We start from the raw sequence: 19231 nt of genomic DNA on the forward strand, positions 1-19231 counted from the left end.
ATTATTGATATCAATATTAACCGACATAGGTATATCAGCAGGTAATTGTTTGAATGTTTATGATTTGTGTCCATTAATGATATTTGTTGCGCATATGCCAGTGAATACATAATTATAAAAATATGTGTGAATATATGAATGTAAATAAACTGTCTATAAAAGCGAAGTTGTTGTTTTTGATTTTTTTGATTTCAACAATTTTTATTTTCTCATCGTTTTATATAAAATCAGCTAACAACAAAGTTGCGAATAATTTTAACCAGTTTTATAACCATACTTTCTCTGTAACAATATCGTTTGAAAATATTAAAAGCACTCAAACTGATATAATGTTAAATATCAGAGGGTTACAAATCTCCTATCTCCTTGGTCTAACTCAGCAGATCGATGGCTACATTGAGGAAGTCAATTCATCAATCAGAACAACGCCAGCATTGATGGAAAATCTAAAGAATGAATTTACCGGTGAGATAGCGCAGATTCATAAACTTGAGAGCCAAATCAATACGTTTCAAGAAAAGTCGCAAGCTTTTATTAAGGCTATGCAGATTAGTGAAAATAACAAAGCCCCTTACCCGGTATTTGCCGCTTTTCGGGATTCTTATGTAGAACTTGAAAAACAATTTGAACTACTTACACAGCTGAATAATAAAAATGCTGATGATTCTTATCTAGAAGCTAGCGAATCGATCAGCAACGCAGATTTAATGTTCTATGTTTCCATCGTGGTTGCATTGCTGGTTGCCGCGTTGATTGCGGTGCTGTTTTCAAACAAAATGATCCACAATATCAACCGAGTAAAAGATGCAGCGGTTGACCTGTCGAAGGGAAAATTAACAACGCACTGCGATGTTGAGGGTGGCGATGAAATTGCCTTGCTTAGTGATGCGTTGAATACAACCATTCAGAATTTGAACAACACCTTGATGGCAATTAGCCAGTCAACAAGGGTTGTTACTCACAATAGCCAATCTCTGCTTGAAGCCAATAGTAATATTCAAAATGCGTCGGTAGAGGTTTCTGATAATACGGTTCAGGCTGTAACGGCAATTGAAGAACTAACCATTACCAGTAAAGATATTGCCAATAATATATCTGATACCGCTCATACTTCAGATACCATGACTGCGCTTGCCCACAAGGGTATAGAGTCATCGACTGAAACTAAAGATGCTGTTATCGAATTAGTGCAGAACCTGGATCAAACCTCGGGTGTGGTTGGGCAGTTACGTGATGAGTCGACCAAGATTGAAAGTATTCTCGATGTTATTCGCGGTATTTCTGAACAGACGAATTTATTGGCACTCAATGCAGCCATTGAAGCTGCAAGGGCCGGCGAGCAAGGACGTGGATTTGCGGTTGTCGCTGACGAGGTAAGAAGTTTGGCGCAACGCTCGCAGTCGTCGGTGAATGAAATTGAAACAATGTTGACGCAATTGAGTTCAGCATGTGAGCACGCGGTGCAAATGATGGCGGCTAGTACCGAAATTGCGACTTCTGCGGAGGACCGTGTAGTGGCCAGCAATCAGATGATCGAAGAGATTTTGGCAATGATCCAGCAGGTTAATGTTCAGACTCAGCAAATAGCCACCGCAGCAGAAGAGCAAAGTTCCGTTGCGGCTGAAATCAGTACGAATATGCATGTGGTTCAGGAACTATCCACCAAGGCTGCGCAAATTTCCTCTGACACAGTCGCCAGCAGTAACGAAATGAATCAAGTCAGTCAGCAAGTTCAGGAGCAGGTTCGTTTCTTTGAGCTTCGTTAAAACTGATCAAGATGATTGAGAAATTAAAAGGGCTGAAAGGCCCTTTTTCGTTTGTAGCATAGCAGTTAACAGGTATTCATGTTCCAGCGCATTAACACTATACTGATATGCTTAATCTTAGTTACATATGGACAGTGAAAGGTATAACGATGAAACCATTGGCCTGTTTAGGTGGTACTTTGATGGCATTCGCCATCGCAACGAATGCTTGGGCTGCGCCTCAGGTGGCTCAATTAGAAGATGGCCGTCAGGTGATATTACATGATGACTTTACCTGGCAGTATGTTGTCCCTGTTGAACAACGTAAGCATCAAACAGCGGTTCAGGCCCCCATTGATGCAAGCACCCCTGCCGCTGCTGCAGCAACGGCGGCTGCGGTTTCACCTGCCGTTAAAGTGGCTGTTCCTGCCAAGGTCGAGGGAGTGCATTTCATCCCGGGAGCAAGCCAAGACATCCAACAGCTAAACCGTTCTGGTATAGATGTTGTTTTACATTCTGCCAGTTATAGTAATGGCGAGCTGGTGATCCCGACATCACTCACTAACCAGAGCTTAGAATCTGTAGTTTTAGTTAGCTTGCAAGTGACGATCCGTAACGAGCAGGGCCGAGAATTAGCCAGACAGGAAGATAAAATCTGGACCTCTGTCAAACGAATGCCTGAAACCTATTTCCGCCCCAATACTCAGCAGAGAGGCAAACCTGTAAAGGTGTCCCTGCCTAAAGCCAAGGGGTATTTTATCGAAGCGGATATTATCGAAGTCGAGTACTGGTAATCGAAGCACAGACGAGCTGACTGCGTTGTCTTCATTGATTGTGATTCTGTCGCACTGTTGTACATAGCGATGTTAGCCAAGGCTGGGAACACACAAAGAGAGCACTTCGGTGCTCTTTTTTTGGGACTAATGTTTTGTCTCGATTTGAGCTATGCATTAACTCTCGGCATTGATAGTGATATTGATTCTTATAATGTAAGAATCAATATAAGTTTAAATGCATAAATTATTACATTGTGAAAATTACTATTGAAGGTGAAGAGTCGCTGGGCGTTAATAGCGTTGTCCGGAGAAGATATCAATGACATGCAAATACAAATTAAATTCTAATGAAAAGATGTTGCAAGTACTGATGCACATCGCCTCGTCACCCGAGCCGATGGCTGCTCAGTTGCTTAGTGAACAGACGGGTATGCCGACAAGCAGTGTGTATCGGTATTTGGTGATTTTGAAAAACTGGAATTTGATAGAAGAGAGCCCAAGGCACAGTTGTTACAGTATTGGACCGGCGGCACTGCAGCTTCTTAGAAATTTCCAGATGTTTTCGCCATTGTCGAGTGGAGTTCACCATGTACTGAAGCGACTGCAGCAACAAACTGGTGAGATGGCTGCGTATCTGGTTCCTGTTGGTTTCAGGGCTCTGTGTACAGCGAGAGTAGATAGCCCGCATGCTTTACGCTGTGCCTATGAGGAAGGGCAGAGTCAGCCATTGATCTGCGGCGCGTCGTCAAAAGTGATCTTGGCGCATTTGCCGGAACAGAGAGTGATGGCGACGCTGCATCATTTCGGGATAACAGCAGGCGAGAGATTGGAAAGCTGGCAGGCAGAATTAGCTCAGATTAAACGCGATGGCTATGCCATCAGTACGTCGGAATTTGATCGTGGAGTGTCGGGAGTTAGCGCGCCCGTTTTTTCCGGCAATAAGCTTGCTGGTGCAGTCAGTATTATGGCGCCGGAAGACCGTGTAATTAAAAGAAAAAACACAATAATTTTTGCCGTATTACAAGCGGCTAGGGTGTTGCCACCCGAACAATAAAGACAGACAGTAAGACCAGGCAGGAGGCTTAAACATGGTGGATATTAGACGTTGGTTTTCATTCTCTTCACAGCGAATGATGACCTCAAAGCCAGCGGCCGTGATTGAGCCTTATGCCAACCAGCGTAAGCGGGGAGCGGTGTTGCTTGGTTTGGCCTGTGATCTCAATGTGAAAAATAGTGGTGGTCTGACAGGTGCAAAAGAGGGGCCACATAGTATCCTGGATATGCTGGCATCAATGCCGTTTTCATCGAATCTACCTCTCTATGATGCAGGTATTGTTGAAGAGGTTGTTGGCGAGAGCTTTACGACTATGCTTTCGACACAGTATCAGAAATTGCGCGCCATCCTTCAGCTTGGGCATTTTCCAATTATGTTGGGAGGCGGTCATGAAGTTGCGATCGGAAGCTATAAGGCTCTGTCCGACACGGTTCATCAGGCGACAAATGACAGAACGAAAGAGGGCTTGGCGCAGCTCCCCAATGCGAGTGCGGACAGGGTAGGGATCATTAACTTTGATGCGAGCTTCGAGTTAAAACGTAGCTTGTCTGTGAAACCGGGTTCTGCTTTTCATTCGATAGCGACTTTTTGCCAAGAATATAACCGTGAATTCCGATATTTAGGGTTGGGAATTTGTGATCATATTAATAGTCAGGCGACGTTTGCTTATGCGTGTGAGCTGAAAGCAAAGTGGTTGCTTGACAGCCAAATGAAAATTAAAAACCGTAAGCATATACAAGAGACAATTGAAGAGTTCCTGGCTGGCGTGGATCATGTTCATTTAAGCTTGGACCTGGCAGTATTTCCCTCTGCTGTTGCGGAAGGCGTGAATATGTCACGGATTTTTGGGGTAAGTGTTCCTGTTGTCGAAATGGTATTAAAGCAGATTCTTTCAAGTGGCAAAGTCAGGATTATGGATATTGCCGAACTCAATACCGAGTACGATTATCAAAAACAAACAGCGCGCCTGGCGGCTAAATTAATTCAACATACCCTGAAGTATGGTTAGAACTTGTCTTTATCACCTTGTTGCTTATTAACCTAGTTAGTCATTTGACTGAGGCTCCGTAGGGAGTCTTTTTTTATTGGTAAATCTGCGTGGCTAGCTATTCTGACTTGCGTCAACGGATTATGTATTCTCAAATCTGGCCAGTGATCACAACGACGGTTTGCCAAGCCTATGGCTGAGGCGTAAATTGGGGAAATAGAGACTAACAGGGAAGTGGTTGTGTTTACGTATGTCTTAGAGATGGTGTGTATAGTCGCCTTTGCGTTCAGTGGGGTACTGGTTGAGTCGAACAGAGGTAAAGATATTGTCAGTATTTTGCTGCTGGGTTGGGTGACAGCCTTAGGCGGCGGAACACTACGCGATATTATTATCAATACCGAACAAGTATTTTGGATTCGGGATCCTACTTATTTCTGGGTTGCCCTGATAAGTGCCTGCGTTGGCTTCTTTCTGATCACTGAAATCCGCAAGTCAAAAATTGAAAAGATGGTGATCCTGTTCGATACGATCGGTGTCTCGTTGTTTTCTGTACTGGTGACAGCAAAACTATATTCCGAGGGCTATGCCGCCTATGTCGCTATTGTGATGGGTATGGTGACAGCCGTATTTGGTGGTGTGCTACGTGATATTCTCGCTCATCGTTCAAATATGTTTAACAATACCGAACTCTATGCGACTCCCGTTATTTTGGGCAGTAGTTTATATATCGTAATAAGTAACTTGGGGGTGCTGGACTATATTGCTTCAATTATTTCGATGACGTTTATCGTAGTGGTTCGGTTGTTCGTCGTTATCAAAAAAATCAGGTATCCAGCTTTTTTTATTTTGAAATAATGTTGATTGATTAATGCCGCTTAAACATATGCCGCTCAACTTCTATTTCCCGGTTGCGAACTGGCCTAGATACCGCTTCTGATATCCCGTCTATTGCGGTGATGATAAAAAACCGGGCAAAGCCCGGTTTTTACTAAGCGAGTTCCTATATTCAGGTTATTTCCCTGCCGCCAACTGCTCGGCGCGTCTTGCTTTGGCTTGCAGCAGGCGGGCAGCACGTTTGTCGGGTTTGATAAGAATCCCTTTTGCCGTCATGTTCTCATCAGATGTCTCTTTTTTCTTCGATTTTGGCAACAACTGGTTCAGTACCACGGTCGCGAGGGTACCGGTTGTGATCCCTGAGTGGAAAACCATTTTTAAATCTTCAGGGAAATGTTGTAGTAACCTTGGCTCAAGGGTGACGGCCAAGCCTGAGGCGAGGCCAACACAGACAACCAGAGCGTTACGTCTTGAATCAGCAGCCTTGAGCAGCATCCTGATCCCGGCATAGGCAATCATGCCAAACATAACAAAGCCTACGCCACCTAGTACTGGTTTGGGCACCGTAACGGCAAGAGCCGCAAGTTTCGGGAACAGGCCGCCAAGTACCAGTAATCCGCCGGTAACGGCAACGACGAAGCGGCTGGCTACACCACTGATCCCGACGATCCCGACATTTTGGCTGAAACTGGCTACCGGCATTGCCGAGAGCATGGCTCCGAAGGTGCTGCCCAGTCCATCACCGAGCAGACCACGTTTTAGATCCTTGCCGGATACCTCGACATGACAGTTGCTGCCGAGTGCCATGAAGTCACCGGTTGCTTCTGCTACCACCACCAGATAGACCAAGGTCATACTGATGATCGCTGGTAATGAGAAAGTCATGCCGTATTTGAAAGGCTCCGGCGAGGCGACCCACTGTGCTTCATAGAGCTGGGTTAAATCTACCATCCCCATAGGAATAGCGAGTAAGTAACCCGCCGCCAGGCCGATCACAATCGCCGAGGCTGCGACAGCGCCTTTACAAAAGACCGACACCCCAATAACGACTGCTAAGGATGCGGCGGCAAGAAAGATTTTCGGTAATGAGGCAAAATCCGGGTCGCCTGCCGGGGCATCACCAATCCAGTTCATAGCGACAGGCAAAATTGTCAGACCGATGAGGGTTACCACTACACCGCTTACTAGGTTTGGGAACAGCTTGCGGATCTGTTCCATGTAGAAGCTGGCAATGATCACCATGAAGGATCCGACAAAGGCTGCGCCAAGGATGGTCGACATACCGGAGGTTTGGCCTATGGCTATTAGGGTGCCGAGAAAAGCAAAGCTGGATCCCATGACTACGGGGAGCCGGATCCCGACTGGGCCAGCCCCGATACACTGAACGATGGTGGCGATACCGGAAACAAACAACGAGGCACTGATGAGAGTGACGACTTCACCTTCGGGCAGGCCGATTGCACCACCGACGATTAACGGGACGGCAACAATACCGCCGATGGAGGCCAGCATATGCTGGAGTGCGAGAAAGAACGTTACCCCTTGGGGGGGCTTTTGATTAAGGGTATAGAGTAATTGCATTATCCTGTCCTTACGCTAATGCGCATTTGATTTGGAACTTAGCAAGCTCCCCTGCCGAGGCAGGGGAACGACAATTACAGAGCAATATCTTCAATGACGGCGTTGATGGCATTGAGGATGGGCTGGTAGCCGGTGCAGCGACACAGATTTCCCTCGAGGGCATCAAGGATTGCGTCATTGTCGGGTTTGGGGTGTTTCTTCATCAGAGCCCAGGTACTCATCAGTACCCCTGGGGTACAGAACCCACACTGAACGCCACCTTTTTCGATAAACGACTGCTGCAGTTGCTGGGCAAGGGGATCCTCCTTCAGCCCTTCAATTGTGATCACTTCTGCTTCTTGGCACTGAGCTGCCAGTACCATACAGGAGCAGACGGCATCGCCGTTCATCACTACGGTACACGCGCCGCATTCGCCAACGGCGCAGCCTTCTTTGGTTCCGGTTAGCCCGAGATCATTGCGCAGTAGATCCAACAGGCGGGTATTGCCGTCTACCTGAAGCTGGTAAGTCTTGCCGTTAACGGTTAACGCCAGCGGGGTTAGGTTGGTTGCCAACAGACTCATAGTGCTTCTCCTTGAGCTCGAATATCGTTCATCAAATCACGGAACATATTGAGATAGACAGGTTGCTTATAAACAGCCGACCAACGCCCGCCAATTGCACTGTCAATCATGTCCATTAACACATGGCTGGCTTGTTTGATGTTTTGTTCCGACAGAGGGCTGCCGACAAGCAACTCTTCTACCGCAGTAAGGCGCTGAGGTTTACTAAATAGTGCTCCGTCGACCAAGCGGCACTGCTGGACGATGCCATCGTCGCTGATATCCATCAGGCAGGTCAGGCTCAGGCGGGTAATATTCAAGGCATTGCGACGGCCAAGCTGGCTGTACTTCTGAATGAAGGTCGGATGGGCTAGCTTCGGAATGAACACACGGGTAAGGAGTTCACCTTGCTGCAGCTCGGTCCGGTAGCCGCCAGTAATAAACTGCGACAAAGGCAGCCGGCGGATGGTATTGCTGGTGCGGAGTTCCACTTCTGCCTCGTAAACCACCAGTGGAGGTACCGAGTCGGCACACGGTGCGGCATTGACGATATTGCCGCCGACGGTTGCGCGGTTGCGGATCTGGTTGGAGCCAATGGTATGGCATGCCTTGGCCAAGAGCGGGAAGTTGTCTTTCACAGCAGGGTGTTCGGTCAGGCGGTTGAAGTTGACGCCGCCACCGATAGTGACACAGTGCTCGGACTCTTCAATTTGGCACAGCTCTTCCAGCCCGGCAATATTGATAAGTTGGCGAGGTGTGCTTTGCAGGCGCCCTTGTACCAGAATATCTGTACCGCCCGCCAATGCGGTGGCAGTGCCATCGGCTAGTATAGCAAGAGCCTCATCCAGTGACGTAGGGTTGACTACACTGAAGCCATTGAGTCGCAGGGTTTGTTTCTTTTCTTCAGAAGCATGAACTAGTTCACTCTGCCGGGCCGGTTTTTTCAGGTTGTAGCCCAGATATATCTGCTCAAGCGTGAGCGGTAGCTGGCGATGGCGAGTCCCGGTGGCAAATGCAACGGCATTAGTGATCGCTGCTGCCGCGAGCTCGGCTGCGGGTTCACCAATGCTCTTGGCACCAAATGGCCCGCCGGCATCGGCATTTTCTACGGCTTGTATGGTTAGTGGTGGAATATCTTTGATAGTCGGCAGCAGGTAGCTATCGAGGTTCTCAGACTTCACCTTGCCGTACTCTATATTGTAGTCTTCCAGTACACCGAGGCCGATGCCCTGGGCAATACCTCCCGCTACTTGGCCCTCGAAGCCGATCTGGTTGATCACCTGACCGACATCATGCACGGCAGTAATGTCGAGTAGCTCGACTTTGCCAGTGCTGGTATCAACCTTTAGATCGACGATTTGGCAGCCATAGACCCAGGTAAAGTAGGGTGAACCGAAGCCTTTTTCCTCGTCCCAATGGATTTCCGGCTGATCGAACCAGCCATAGGCAGCCAGATTGACACCCGCCCACTTAGTTTTGTTGGCGGCATCGGCAAAGCTTATCTTGCGTGCCGGATCTTGTTTGTTGTGGATTGCGTTGTTGGCCCACAATGTTTCTTCTATTGTGCTCACCCCCAGATCGGTTTTGATTACCTCAAAGATCCGGGATTTAATTTTTTCTGCGCCATCTTTGACGGCATTGCCTCCGGTCATGGTTGCCCGCGAGGCAACGGTTGGGCCACCATCGGCAATGAGTGATGTCGGCGGCTCGACAAAATTGATCGATGCCAAATCCAGCCCCAGTACCTCGGCTGCGATCGTCGACATGGTAGTCTGTAGCCCTTGTCCGTTTTCGCATACACCGGTCGACACGTTAACACTGCCGTCGGCATTGACGGTGATCAGTGCGCTTGAGGTATCGACGCCCTCGGCACCCATCGAACAGCCTCGGTAGCTCAATGCCAGTCCAACACCATACTTAACCGGTTCAGCACCTGCATTTAAGCGGTTGTAATGTTCTTGCTTGGTTTGGAACTCTGCCTGCACAGCTGCCTTGTTGAGTACTTCAATGGCAGATACTGTGTGGTTATCGAAGTGCTGGCCAGTAATACTCTGGCTGCCTTGTTTTAAGGCATTGATAGCCCGTACAGCGATGGGATCAAGCTGACAGGCATCAGCAATCTCATCCATCAGAGATTCATTGGCAAAAATGATCTGCGGCGAGCCAAATCCCCGCATAGCACCCGACATACTGTTGTTGGTGTAAACCCCTTTAATATCAACGTGGACATGATCTATATCGTAGGGGCCTGCAGCTTGCACCACAGAGCGCCAGGTGACAAAGGGTGTACAGGCGGCATAAGCACCAGCATCGGCAAGAATATTGATTTTGATACCCAGAATACGGCCGTCATGGTTAAAGCCAACTTTGTAATGCATGTGGTAAGGGTGGCGCTTCGTACTTTCGATGATTGACTGCTCACGGGTATAGGTGATTTTCACCGGGCGCCCGGTAAGAGTTGCCATTAATGCAGTCCGGCAGGCTAGGTGGTCGATACCATCATCTTTGCCGCCGAATGAGCCGCCCATGACAGCACGACAGACGTTGACGTTGGCTTGATTCATGCCCATGAAGCTGGAGACGAAGCCGCGAACGCGGTGGGGGTTCTGTATCGAGCCGGTAACGATAAGATCGTGAGTTGTTGGATCCAGATAGGCAGTCACCGACTCGGGTTCGATGTAACCATGCTCCTGGAAGCCAACCTGATAGTTACGCTCAATCACGATATCGGCCTGTTCGATAGCCTGCTCGGCATCACCTTTGTTGGTGTGGTGCTCGGCGACTATGTTGGAGCCTGAAGCCGGGTGGATCAGCCTTGCGTCACTCTCCAGTGCTTCGTGCACATTATTAATCGGCGTGAAGGGCTCGTACTCAATCTTTATTTTATCGGCCGCCAGACAGGCAGCCTCATAGGTTTCAGCTGCGACCACGGCAATGACATCACCGCTATAGCGCACCAGATCATGGCAGATCGGTTGATAGTCGCGAATGATTACCCCGGCGGTAGGGTCACCGGGAATGTCGTTGAAAGTTGCAATCCGTACTACGCCCTCGATGGCGTCAGCTTCAGATGTGTCAATGCTTAAAATTTTACCCGCGGGAATATCCGTATAGCGACACACACCATACAGCATACCGGGTAGTTTAATATCATCTCCATATATTGCCTGACCGGTAACCTTGGCCTGGCCGTCTACACGGGGTAGGTCCTTACCTACTTGGTTGAAACGCGTCATTTATTGCTCCCTCTTACATTGGCTGCTCACTCACGCCAATGACAAACAACTTGATGGTTTGAATTGCTGCATCGAGGAGGATTAAACACTGGTCTCTCAGTAAACCAGCAATAGCTAAACTTCGGTGCTGTGTTTTTTCGAGGCCAGTGGCGACTTCGATAGAGAGCACTAGGCAGGATTTAGACCATCTTGTCTGAAAATCAGAGGGTTATATCGTTAAACGTGATCTTGGTGAGATATTGAGTGATTGTTCACGGCTAATCGCAGGATGAAATACGATCAGAGCCCGAGCAAATAAAGTGATTTGTGATCGTGCGACAAAGCGAAAGTATGGGCAGTATTAAAATGAAAGCGGTTTAATATCGGTGTGTATCAAAATGATATTCATCAACTCTTTTTGATAGTTACGTGCTGTGGTTGGTCAAAATCCGCGCTAGCTGCCCAAAATGGCTTGAAGATAGGCCCACTATGTTCATCGCCATTTCGATTGCTACCACGAATTTTGAACCAATAACGATGGTGCAAATAATTAAGGGACACACCCTAGGCTAGTAGCCTAGTAAGCGTTACAGAAAATCGTGATTGTCCGAATAATAGGTTATTGCTCGCCACTACTGCTTTCGACATACTCGAGGATGTCGCCAGGTTGGCAATCAAGATGCTTGCATATGGCTTCAAGGGTTGTAATACGCAGTGCTTTGGCCCTGCCGTTCTTGAACACTGAAAGGTTTTGCTCTGTAATGCCGATTTTGGCAGCAAGTTCATTAGAGCGCATTTTCCTCTTCGCAAGCATCACATCTAAATTAATGATAATTGGCACGATATTACCTTTATACAGTTAGCTCATTTTCTTCTTTGATGTCTTTTGCCAGCATCATAACATGCGAGATTGCCCGCACGATAAGCCCTACAACCAAAAGAGTCATATCACTGTCATCAATAGTAATTCCAGTCGTAAAGTCTTCCTGACCAATCGACAGTGCAAGCCCTAGCAAGATGTCAGATATCGCACTGACAAAAGGAGATGCAATCATCAAGTTCGCCATTTTTCTGAAGCAGGAAACATTACTAAAGGTGAAGATGTCACCTGCCCGGTATAGGCCAAACAGGCGAATAAGTTGCCAAATGATTGCTGTGTAAACCAAAGACGGAATTAAAACAAACGGATAGCCAATTAATGTCTGAGTTACAGAGAAAGGCAGGTCCATCTCATATGAAAACTCCATGGTTACCCAAGAGGCAGACTCGGCGAGAGTGCCATAGAACCAAAGAAAAGAGATCGAAACTGGTGTCGATATCAGGATTACCCAAAGAACGACCAGTAGTCGTCGGCTAAGTTTTTGAATGTTGTGTTGGACAGGCATGGTTAGTTTCCTTTGTGAAAATATGTGCTTAGCTTGACATGGTAACTTAAGCTTTTCAATAAAAACTTATCGATTTTCGATAAGTTTTTGGTCTTTTACGGTATGTAATTGTTTTGAGTGGAGAGTTGTAAATCGTAATGCGATGGATCGCAGATGTTCGCAAAATGGTAACTAACGTTAGTGAGCGCACATATTGTGCATATTGTTCCCGTTATTCTGTGCGTCGTTGGAGCACGGATGAACCTATATCAATTTGATAACAATACATAACTTATTGAAATAGTGACTGGTGTCCGTAATAAGCAATAAATAGGAAAAGGAGAATTAAATGGGCAGCTCTTGCTTTGATGAGTTGATGCGTAGTTTGTCAGTACAGCCTGAAGTCGAGGCTATATTACTGGCTGGCTCACGGGCGGTAAATACCGATGATGCTTTGTCTGACTATGATGTCTATATCTATGCGAACGCCGAAATTCCATTATCAATACGTGAAGAAATCACTGCGAAGTATTGTTCCTACATGGAAATTAATAATCAATTTTGGGAAACCGAGGATGATGGCATCTTGAATGACGGAACCGAGATTGAACTAATATATCGTGACCTCAATTGGTTGGATGAACAACTGGAGCGTGTGCTTTACCAACATCAGGCAAGTACTGGTTATAGCACTTGTTTTTGGTCTAACTTGATAAATTCAAAAATTATTTATGATCCGAAAGGGAGTGCAAGAACATTACAAGAAAAATATTCCATTAAATACCCGAGTGAGTTAATACGCAATATTGTTAATAAGAACTATCCACTACTTAGCAAAAATATGCCTGCTTATCGGAATCAAATTAGTAAGGCGATTAAACGAAATGATTTCATTAGCGTTAACCACCGAGTTGCTGAGTTTTTGGCAAGTTATTTTGATATCTTGTTTGCAATTAATGAATGCCCTCATCCTGGAGAAAAGAAATTAATAGATCAGGCTAATTCAAATTGCATTAAATTACCTGTGTTATTTGAGAAAAATATGAAGGATCTAATTTTTCAGGTTGGACAAGAAAGTGACGAGATATTGAGTGTAATTGATCAAGCAATCGAGCATTTAACCTCTCTCCTGGTTAAGGAAGGTTTCCTTGTTAAATCATAAGATAAGTTTTTTGAAAGCTGTTTAACACTCAATATTTAGATTGATTTTTGGCGGCTGAGATTTCTCCCCGTTGTAAATGGCTGAGAATGGCTTACCAGGGGCTGAACGGTTAGCCCCTACTGCTTCAGCCTTGCTGGTGTTTCCCCCTTTATTTTATGACGACTCATATTACGATTACGTTCATAATGTTCAACGCTATGCTCCGTGTTTTATAATTGATTGGATGCTGAAATTATGAAGAAAAATAATAAGAAAACACCTTTAAATAAAAGGTATTTTATTCAGATGCTTATAGCTGCTTTTATTAGAGCTTCATGTTTTTGATAGAATAAACTGCTCATTTTTATCAGGAGTAATTTGACTGCAGGTGTTTTTTTGTCATTATATGTCGACTCGGGGAAATGGTTCTAATTATTTACTATCATCTAATTGATATAAGGGGATGGTTAAGGAATGACAATAACTCCTTGTAAAACATTAATCTAACGACTGGCTGTTATTGTTGTTCCAATGTTTGTGCCTAAATTGAAATACAACTCATCTGAACAAAGGAATGTAAATACGAACTCAGTAGAATGTAATGCCTATATTATTAGGCTTAAATGTATGCAGAGCTACATATAAAATAATATATAAACCTAAGTATATACCTAATTAATTGTTCCTTAATGGTTTATCCATTAAGGCGAGTGGATGTGTATAAAACGTATATTTACAAAATAACAGGAAATGACAATGAAGTTTGCATTCGCGATATTATTCGCTTTTGCTTCCCTTTCGGCTATCGGCAGTGACTTTCGCGTGACATTACCTTTGGTAAGTAAGCACTATTTTTGCGGAAATAACCAGTGTATTCAATTAAATGAGACGAATTTGGGTGTTGGTGGCGAGTATGATGGCTATGGCGTGATTAGCTTCGAGAACAGTCACAGTCGGCAGAGTTTCGCGGCATATAAGGCGTTCGAGTATGGCGTTACCTCATATTTGGGTCTAGGCATACGCCTTGGTGGTGCATCGGGGTACAAGGAAGAAACTGGTATGGATATTGTGCCGTTAGTGCAGCCTTACTTCAGATTGGTGCCAATGAACCGTTTTAGCCTGAATGTTGGTATCGTACCTGTCGGTTTAGTCGATACAAAAAACTACAATATGGTTATCACACTGGATTCACAAATTTCATTTTAATCTACTTGTTGAATAGATATACCATTCAGTCGTATCAATGAGTGTTTGAAAAAGAAAACCGGACTTCAGTCCGGTTTAGAGATACGGTGTTATTCACTTTCTGTTTCGAAGCCAGCCCCTTTCCAAGCATAGATACCGCCTGGGTAGCGAAAAACATTGTTATAACCTAGCTTAACTGCCCAAGCCGCCGCATTGTGGCTACGACCACATTTTACAAAACCACAGTAAAATACCAGCGTTTTGTCTTTGTCTGGGCCCAGAAGCTGGGTAAAACTGAATTTGGTCTTGTCACTCGTTTGGCTGGTAGCCCACTCTGGCATGTCAGCGATAGGAAACTCGAATTGCAACGCGCTCGGAATATGCTCTTTTTGATAGCTGTCTCTGTAGGGCATCGCATCAACGATAACGACATCGCTTTTGTTATCAAGTAACGCTTTCACACCTTGAGTATCAATTAGCTGATAGCCTCCGGCCAATGTATCGTTATGCAATTTGATAGCAACCTGCTCGGTTTGCACCTCGGTCTTGAACTTATTACTAAACAGGCCGGCGTTGGCAGTTAGCGGTAAAATTAGCAGCCCTGCGCAAAGAATGAATGCATTTAGCCAGAAGCTGCGGCGCGGATGATGAAGGCGATATTTATTGAACAGCATGAAATGATCCTTATATGTGGTTATTCGCCACTAAACAGTGGCGAAAAGAATTAAAGGTGAAGAGGTAGCTATGCAAGGTGCGTGGTGGTATGAAGCGGGTGGCGGGTGTTAAAGAAATGCAGCCCGGCAGTGATGAGGGTTACGCACAGCAGTACAATAAATTGCGGCTCCAGCTCACTATACACTTCTGATTCCAGTGATCCCGGAAGATAGCATCCGCAGTCGAAGTGCAGTCCTTGAAAAAGAGCAATGCCTGAGAGCAGGGTATATAGGCTGAAGCAAACAACAACAGGCACGATGGAGGTTAATTCGACAAAAGCCAGCAGGGCACAAACTGCGATGGCAAGGGGGAGGGCGAAGGCGATTACATCGGTGTACATGGCCGGAACCAATCCGGTATCAAGCAATAACAGACCAGTTTGCTCGGGAAGGAAAAAGCCCTTCAAGGCGACAGCTGCTGCTGACATAAGCACGAAACTGGTAATGAAATGATGAACATATCCTCGTGTTTTCATAGCGCTACTCACTTCCTTTGATGGCTGTTTACCGAAAAAGTATCGACTTACAGCCATGATATCGATGTCCTGACATACCTGCTGTGTTGCCACAGGCTGACAGGGATGCCTACTGGCCTGTTGATAATGAATTAATTCAAGGTGGTATGCTCCAGATGAAGCATCGCTTCGAGTACACTGCCGCCGATGGCTCTCGCCTTGTCGGAGACCGTGGTGAAATCGGCTTCGATACCGCGTGGATCGATATCGCCAATTTTAAAACCTTCCGTGACGGATAAGCCGTTATTGAGCAGGCCACGCACCATACCGCCTAGCGGGGCGACGACCGGGGTATCTCCGACATGGGCGATCACGTCGCCTTCCTCTACGATATCTCCGAGCTTGACGTGGTTGTGCATGACACCGCTGCATGATGCCCGTAATACTCGCTGATGGGTATAACCTGCAATATTGCCGGGAATACCTGTATTGGGCTGTGTCGCTCCATTGTAGATCACACGGCCTAGGTGATGGCCTCGGTTGGTTTCGATTACGGCATCGCAATCTTCACCGGCAGTAAAGCCAGGACCCAAGGCGATGGTGATCGGCGCCATATCTCGAGTTGTGCCCAGGTTACGTTTGGCTAGGATGGCATCGACCAGGAAGGTCGGTTTGAGTTGTTCCAGCGAGCAGCAGTCTTCATCCACCATTACCGGGATCTGCTTGTTATCGAGCAGCTTGAAGACTTCCTCGCAGCTCTTGGCTTTCTGGGCCGTAATACCTTCAACGACGGATGGCTCTCCGTAGAGACACTGTGCGAATGATACGCTGCAGCGAATGACGGTTGGCTGAGCAATATCGGTCATTACCACTTTAAATCCGGCATTGTGCAGGCGGACCGCAACACCGGTTGCGATATCACCAGCGCCGCGGATCAGTACCAACTTGTTGCGATTCAGTCGGGTATCATCTTTCATCAGCCCGCCTGCAGTCTGATGTTTGACCTTAAGTACTTCGGCCATGATGCTGATAGCGATTTCGTCCGGTGTTTCGGCACCGATGTTAAAACCGATAGGCGAATGGATGGCCTGAATGTGGGCCTCGCTGACATTGCATTTACGCAGGTGGTTAAACAGGGTTTGTACCTTGCGACGACTTGCCATCAGGCCAATGTATTTGGTATCGCAATCGACGACTTTGGTAATAGCATCCTGATCTTGGTGATTGGTGGCAATAACAACAAAGCTTTCTTTGGTGATATCCAGCTTATCAATGGCATCTTCCATATTCTTGCCTAGCACCCGTTTGGTGCCGGTCGGGAAATGCTCTTCTGCCAGACTGTCGGCGTAGGCGTCGGCAACGGTAATATCAAACCCCAAAACATGGGCGGCATGGGCAACGGCGCGGTTAACATGGCCAGCACCGATCAGAATCAGGCTAGGGCGCAGGCCGTAGACATCAATAAAAACGCTCATGGCACCGCCACAGTCCATCCCCATCGCTTCGGGGCCCGAACGGGTCATGCGACCTTTTACCACCCGCGCCTTTCTTTCTTGCAGGGCTTCAAGCGATTGCTCGATGACATAGCGTTCAATCATCCCGCCCCCGACGGTACCGATGATTGAGCCATCTCCCTTGACGATCATCTGTCCCGAGTGACGCGGCGCAGAGCCTCGGGTTTCAATAATGTTGGCGAGGGCAAAAGGGATGTTTTCTTCTTCGAGTTGTGCTGCCTTGGCAAAAATGTTCATTAATCGTGACCTCAATGTCTCACAACAAGGCTAGGACTCCATTGGTTCCTCATGCCTTATCAGTACTTCTTTAATCGGTGTCTGACTGTTCATCGCGGCAAGCCAGATGGCATCAAGTTGGTTGGTTTGAGTCATCACCTGTTTGGCCAACTGTTGTAACGATGAGTAGTTGGGCGCAAGGTCGATTTTATTTATTAACCAAATCTTGATGGCCTGCTTTTGTGCTTGCTTAAACATTCCTTGTGGATGTTCAATCAAATTTCCCAGTACGCGGTGATCAATGCTGTCACCAGCAACGCATTGGGTAAGTGCAGAGAAAGTGTTCCATCGATGAATTCTCTCGGGCTCTGCCTGAGTATGAATAACTTCTGCACCGGTCACACCGATAACCATATCCGAACTAATTGGAATGCAAGGCTCATGCCCGTTGGGGGCCTTTATTGGCAAACATTTAGCGCCATCTGCTTCAATAATTAAAACTGTGAAAGGACAATCACTTTTTAATTCGTCAATAAGCTCACTTGTGACTCCAGACACTTTATTTTTTGTGTTTTTGTTGTTGCTGTTGATAATGTTTTTATAGCAAAAAGTGATGCTTTGATCTGATAACTTATTTTTAAGTTGTGCTATTAGTGATGTGTTATGTTGGTTGTCATAAATAAAATGATCAGCCTGATTTTCTTCAGGCAAGTACATTTTTGTCGTCGTCGTGACTAATACGCAATGACCTTGCTGTTTGAACTGCTCGGCGAGCCAGAAAGCGGTAGATGTTTTACCACCTCCACCAACAAGTGAAATGACAAATGGCATGGCCATCGAGAGCTCGAACTGAGCCTGACAGAATGGATGGTGAGCTCTATTTAGCTTCATATTACCTCTATTTATTGTCTGTCGTTGTCATTTCATCGTCATTACGAGAGTACGGCTTAATCCGATTAACGAAGTGAGTGAAAGAATGAATCAACCCGAATATGTTGACTGTGTTATGCCAGCTGCAGGCCTGTCATCCCGGATGGGGGACTGGAAAATGATGCTACCTTACCGGCACCAAACAATCCTTGATGCGAGTATCGAAAATGCACTTCGGTTTTGCTCAAGGGTGATTTTGGTTGCAGGTTACAGAAGTAATGAGCTTGTCGAGAGATATAAGCTAAAACAAGGTGTTAAGATGGTGGTGAATGCTCACTTCGAGAGCGGGATGTTCAGCTCTATTCAGCAAGGTGTTAGTGCGGTAGAAACGGATCATTTTTTTATTTGTCATGGTGATATGCCTTGTATCACTTCAGATATTTATCGTCAGGTCTGGGCGCAAAGAGGAAGTCAGACTGTTTTCCCCGGTATACCTGACAAGCCAGGTCATCCGGTGTTGTTACCGTCCACATTGATTGCGGAAATACAGCAATCAGGTATATCCGGAAAGATGAAGCGGATTATTTTTAATCATGAGGTTAAATATGTTGGTTTGACCATGCCTGAAATATATCTAGATGTAGATACACCGCAAGCTTATCGGAAATTGTGCGATAGCGCACATGCGGGGTATCAAAGTGAGAGTTGATACTTATATTTTATCAATTTGATATTTGTTTTATTACGATAATAAAAATTGCTGCATGACTGTTCTTAAATTGACCTTTAAATTTTTTGGCCATTTTCTTTTTACATGATTTTTCTTTTTGATTTTCAAATTGTGATATTTATCATAGCTATCATATTTCTCATTATCAAAGTGATAGCAATTTATTAAATTGATAGAAAATATCATTGTATTAAGAATTATCCGCATTTGGGAACTGTTACTGATTTTATTTATTCTTATTTAAACTATTGCGTGTGTTCACACAAATGTGTCTAGTTTCGACATCGGTCACGAAATTACCCAAGAAT

The 19231-nt window shown here is 45.9% G+C and carries 17 protein-coding genes; 8 read left to right on the plus strand and 9 right to left on the minus strand.

The genetic code is table 11. The features are described from left to right. The first annotated feature begins 134 nt into the window (after positions 1-134). From MD588_RS20445 to MD588_RS20465, 5 genes are all read left to right on the plus strand, one after another. Positions 135-1766 (plus strand): methyl-accepting chemotaxis protein, encoded by a 1632-nt coding sequence (locus MD588_RS20445; protein WP_265699538.1) that lies wholly within the window; start codon positions 135-137, stop codon positions 1764-1766. Between the two features lie 149 nt (positions 1767-1915). Continuing rightward, on the plus strand, positions 1916-2539 hold the full coding sequence (locus MD588_RS20450) for a DUF3157 family protein (protein ID WP_265699539.1): 624 nt from the start codon (positions 1916-1918) through the stop codon (positions 2537-2539). A gap of 301 nt (positions 2540-2840) precedes the next feature. Beyond that, positions 2841-3575 carry an IclR family transcriptional regulator gene (locus MD588_RS20455; protein ID WP_265699540.1) on the plus strand — a complete coding sequence of 245 codons (735 nt, stop codon included), beginning with the start codon at positions 2841-2843 and terminating at the stop codon, positions 3573-3575. A gap of 34 nt (positions 3576-3609) precedes the next feature. After that, positions 3610-4584 carry a formimidoylglutamase gene (locus MD588_RS20460; protein WP_265699542.1) on the plus strand — a complete coding sequence of 325 codons (975 nt, stop codon included), beginning with the start codon at positions 3610-3612 and terminating at the stop codon, positions 4582-4584. A gap of 219 nt (positions 4585-4803) precedes the next feature. Beyond that, complete coding sequence (locus tag MD588_RS20465; protein ID WP_265699544.1) at positions 4804-5418, plus strand: trimeric intracellular cation channel family protein; 615 nt, start codon at positions 4804-4806, stop codon at positions 5416-5418. 156 nt (positions 5419-5574) lie between these two features. Here the strand turns inward: MD588_RS20465 and MD588_RS20470 are convergent, their stop codons facing one another. From MD588_RS20470 to MD588_RS20490, 5 genes are all read right to left on the minus strand, one after another. Further along, positions 5575-6978: a nucleobase:cation symporter-2 family protein gene (locus MD588_RS20470; protein WP_265699545.1), complete on the minus strand. Its 1404-nt coding sequence runs from the start codon at positions 6976-6978 to the stop codon at positions 5575-5577. A 74-nt stretch (positions 6979-7052) separates the two neighbouring features. Beyond that, on the minus strand, positions 7053-7541 hold the full coding sequence (locus MD588_RS20475; RefSeq protein WP_265699546.1) for a (2Fe-2S)-binding protein: 489 nt from the start codon (positions 7539-7541) through the stop codon (positions 7053-7055). Further along, on the minus strand, positions 7538-10756 hold the full coding sequence (locus tag MD588_RS20480; protein WP_265699547.1) for a molybdopterin cofactor-binding domain-containing protein: 3219 nt from the start codon (positions 10754-10756) through the stop codon (positions 7538-7540). The genes MD588_RS20475 and MD588_RS20480 overlap by 4 nt, the downstream gene beginning before the upstream one ends. Positions 10757-11354: 598 nt before the next feature. After that, positions 11355-11576, minus strand: coding sequence for a helix-turn-helix domain-containing protein (locus MD588_RS20485; RefSeq protein WP_265699548.1), 222 nt, complete (start codon positions 11574-11576; stop codon positions 11355-11357). A 10-nt stretch (positions 11577-11586) separates the two neighbouring features. Continuing rightward, complete coding sequence (locus tag MD588_RS20490) at positions 11587-12120, minus strand: DUF2975 domain-containing protein (RefSeq protein WP_265699549.1); 534 nt, start codon at positions 12118-12120, stop codon at positions 11587-11589. A gap of 328 nt (positions 12121-12448) precedes the next feature. Between MD588_RS20490 and MD588_RS20495 the strand changes: the two genes are divergently transcribed. After that, a complete protein-coding gene (locus MD588_RS20495) occupies positions 12449-13261 on the plus strand; it encodes a DUF4037 domain-containing protein (RefSeq protein ID WP_265699550.1) in 813 nt (270 codons plus the stop codon). Between the two features lie 735 nt (positions 13262-13996). After that, entirely contained in the window at positions 13997-14446 is a 450-nt protein-coding gene (locus MD588_RS20500; protein ID WP_265699551.1) for a hypothetical protein, read from the plus strand. Between the two features lie 89 nt (positions 14447-14535). Here MD588_RS20500 and MD588_RS20505 read toward each other — a convergent pair whose 3' ends face one another. The 4 genes from MD588_RS20505 to yqeC all read right to left on the minus strand — a co-directional run bounded on the left by MD588_RS20505 (position 14536) and on the right by yqeC (position 18214). After that, positions 14536-15099, minus strand: a complete 564-nt coding sequence (locus tag MD588_RS20505) for a rhodanese-like domain-containing protein (RefSeq protein ID WP_265699552.1) — start codon at positions 15097-15099, stop codon at positions 14536-14538. 68 nt (positions 15100-15167) lie between these two features. Further along, positions 15168-15614, minus strand: coding sequence for a MauE/DoxX family redox-associated membrane protein (locus MD588_RS20510; RefSeq protein WP_265699554.1), 447 nt, complete (start codon positions 15612-15614; stop codon positions 15168-15170). A 131-nt stretch (positions 15615-15745) separates the two neighbouring features. Next, entirely contained in the window at positions 15746-17344 is a 1599-nt protein-coding gene (gene yqeB / locus MD588_RS20515) for a selenium-dependent molybdenum cofactor biosynthesis protein YqeB (RefSeq protein ID WP_265699555.1), read from the minus strand. Between the two features lie 30 nt (positions 17345-17374). Beyond that, positions 17375-18214, minus strand: coding sequence for a selenium cofactor biosynthesis protein YqeC (gene yqeC / locus MD588_RS20520; protein ID WP_265699556.1), 840 nt, complete (start codon positions 18212-18214; stop codon positions 17375-17377). Between the two features lie 85 nt (positions 18215-18299). Between yqeC and mocA the strand changes: the two genes are divergently transcribed. Next, positions 18300-18902 (plus strand): molybdenum cofactor cytidylyltransferase, encoded by a 603-nt coding sequence (gene mocA / locus MD588_RS20525; RefSeq protein ID WP_265699557.1) that lies wholly within the window; start codon positions 18300-18302, stop codon positions 18900-18902. Positions 18903-19231: the final 329 nt, after the last annotated feature.

This window comes from Photobacterium obscurum (assembly GCF_026191635.1).
GTDB lineage: Bacteria > Pseudomonadota > Gammaproteobacteria > Enterobacterales > Vibrionaceae > Photobacterium > Photobacterium obscurum.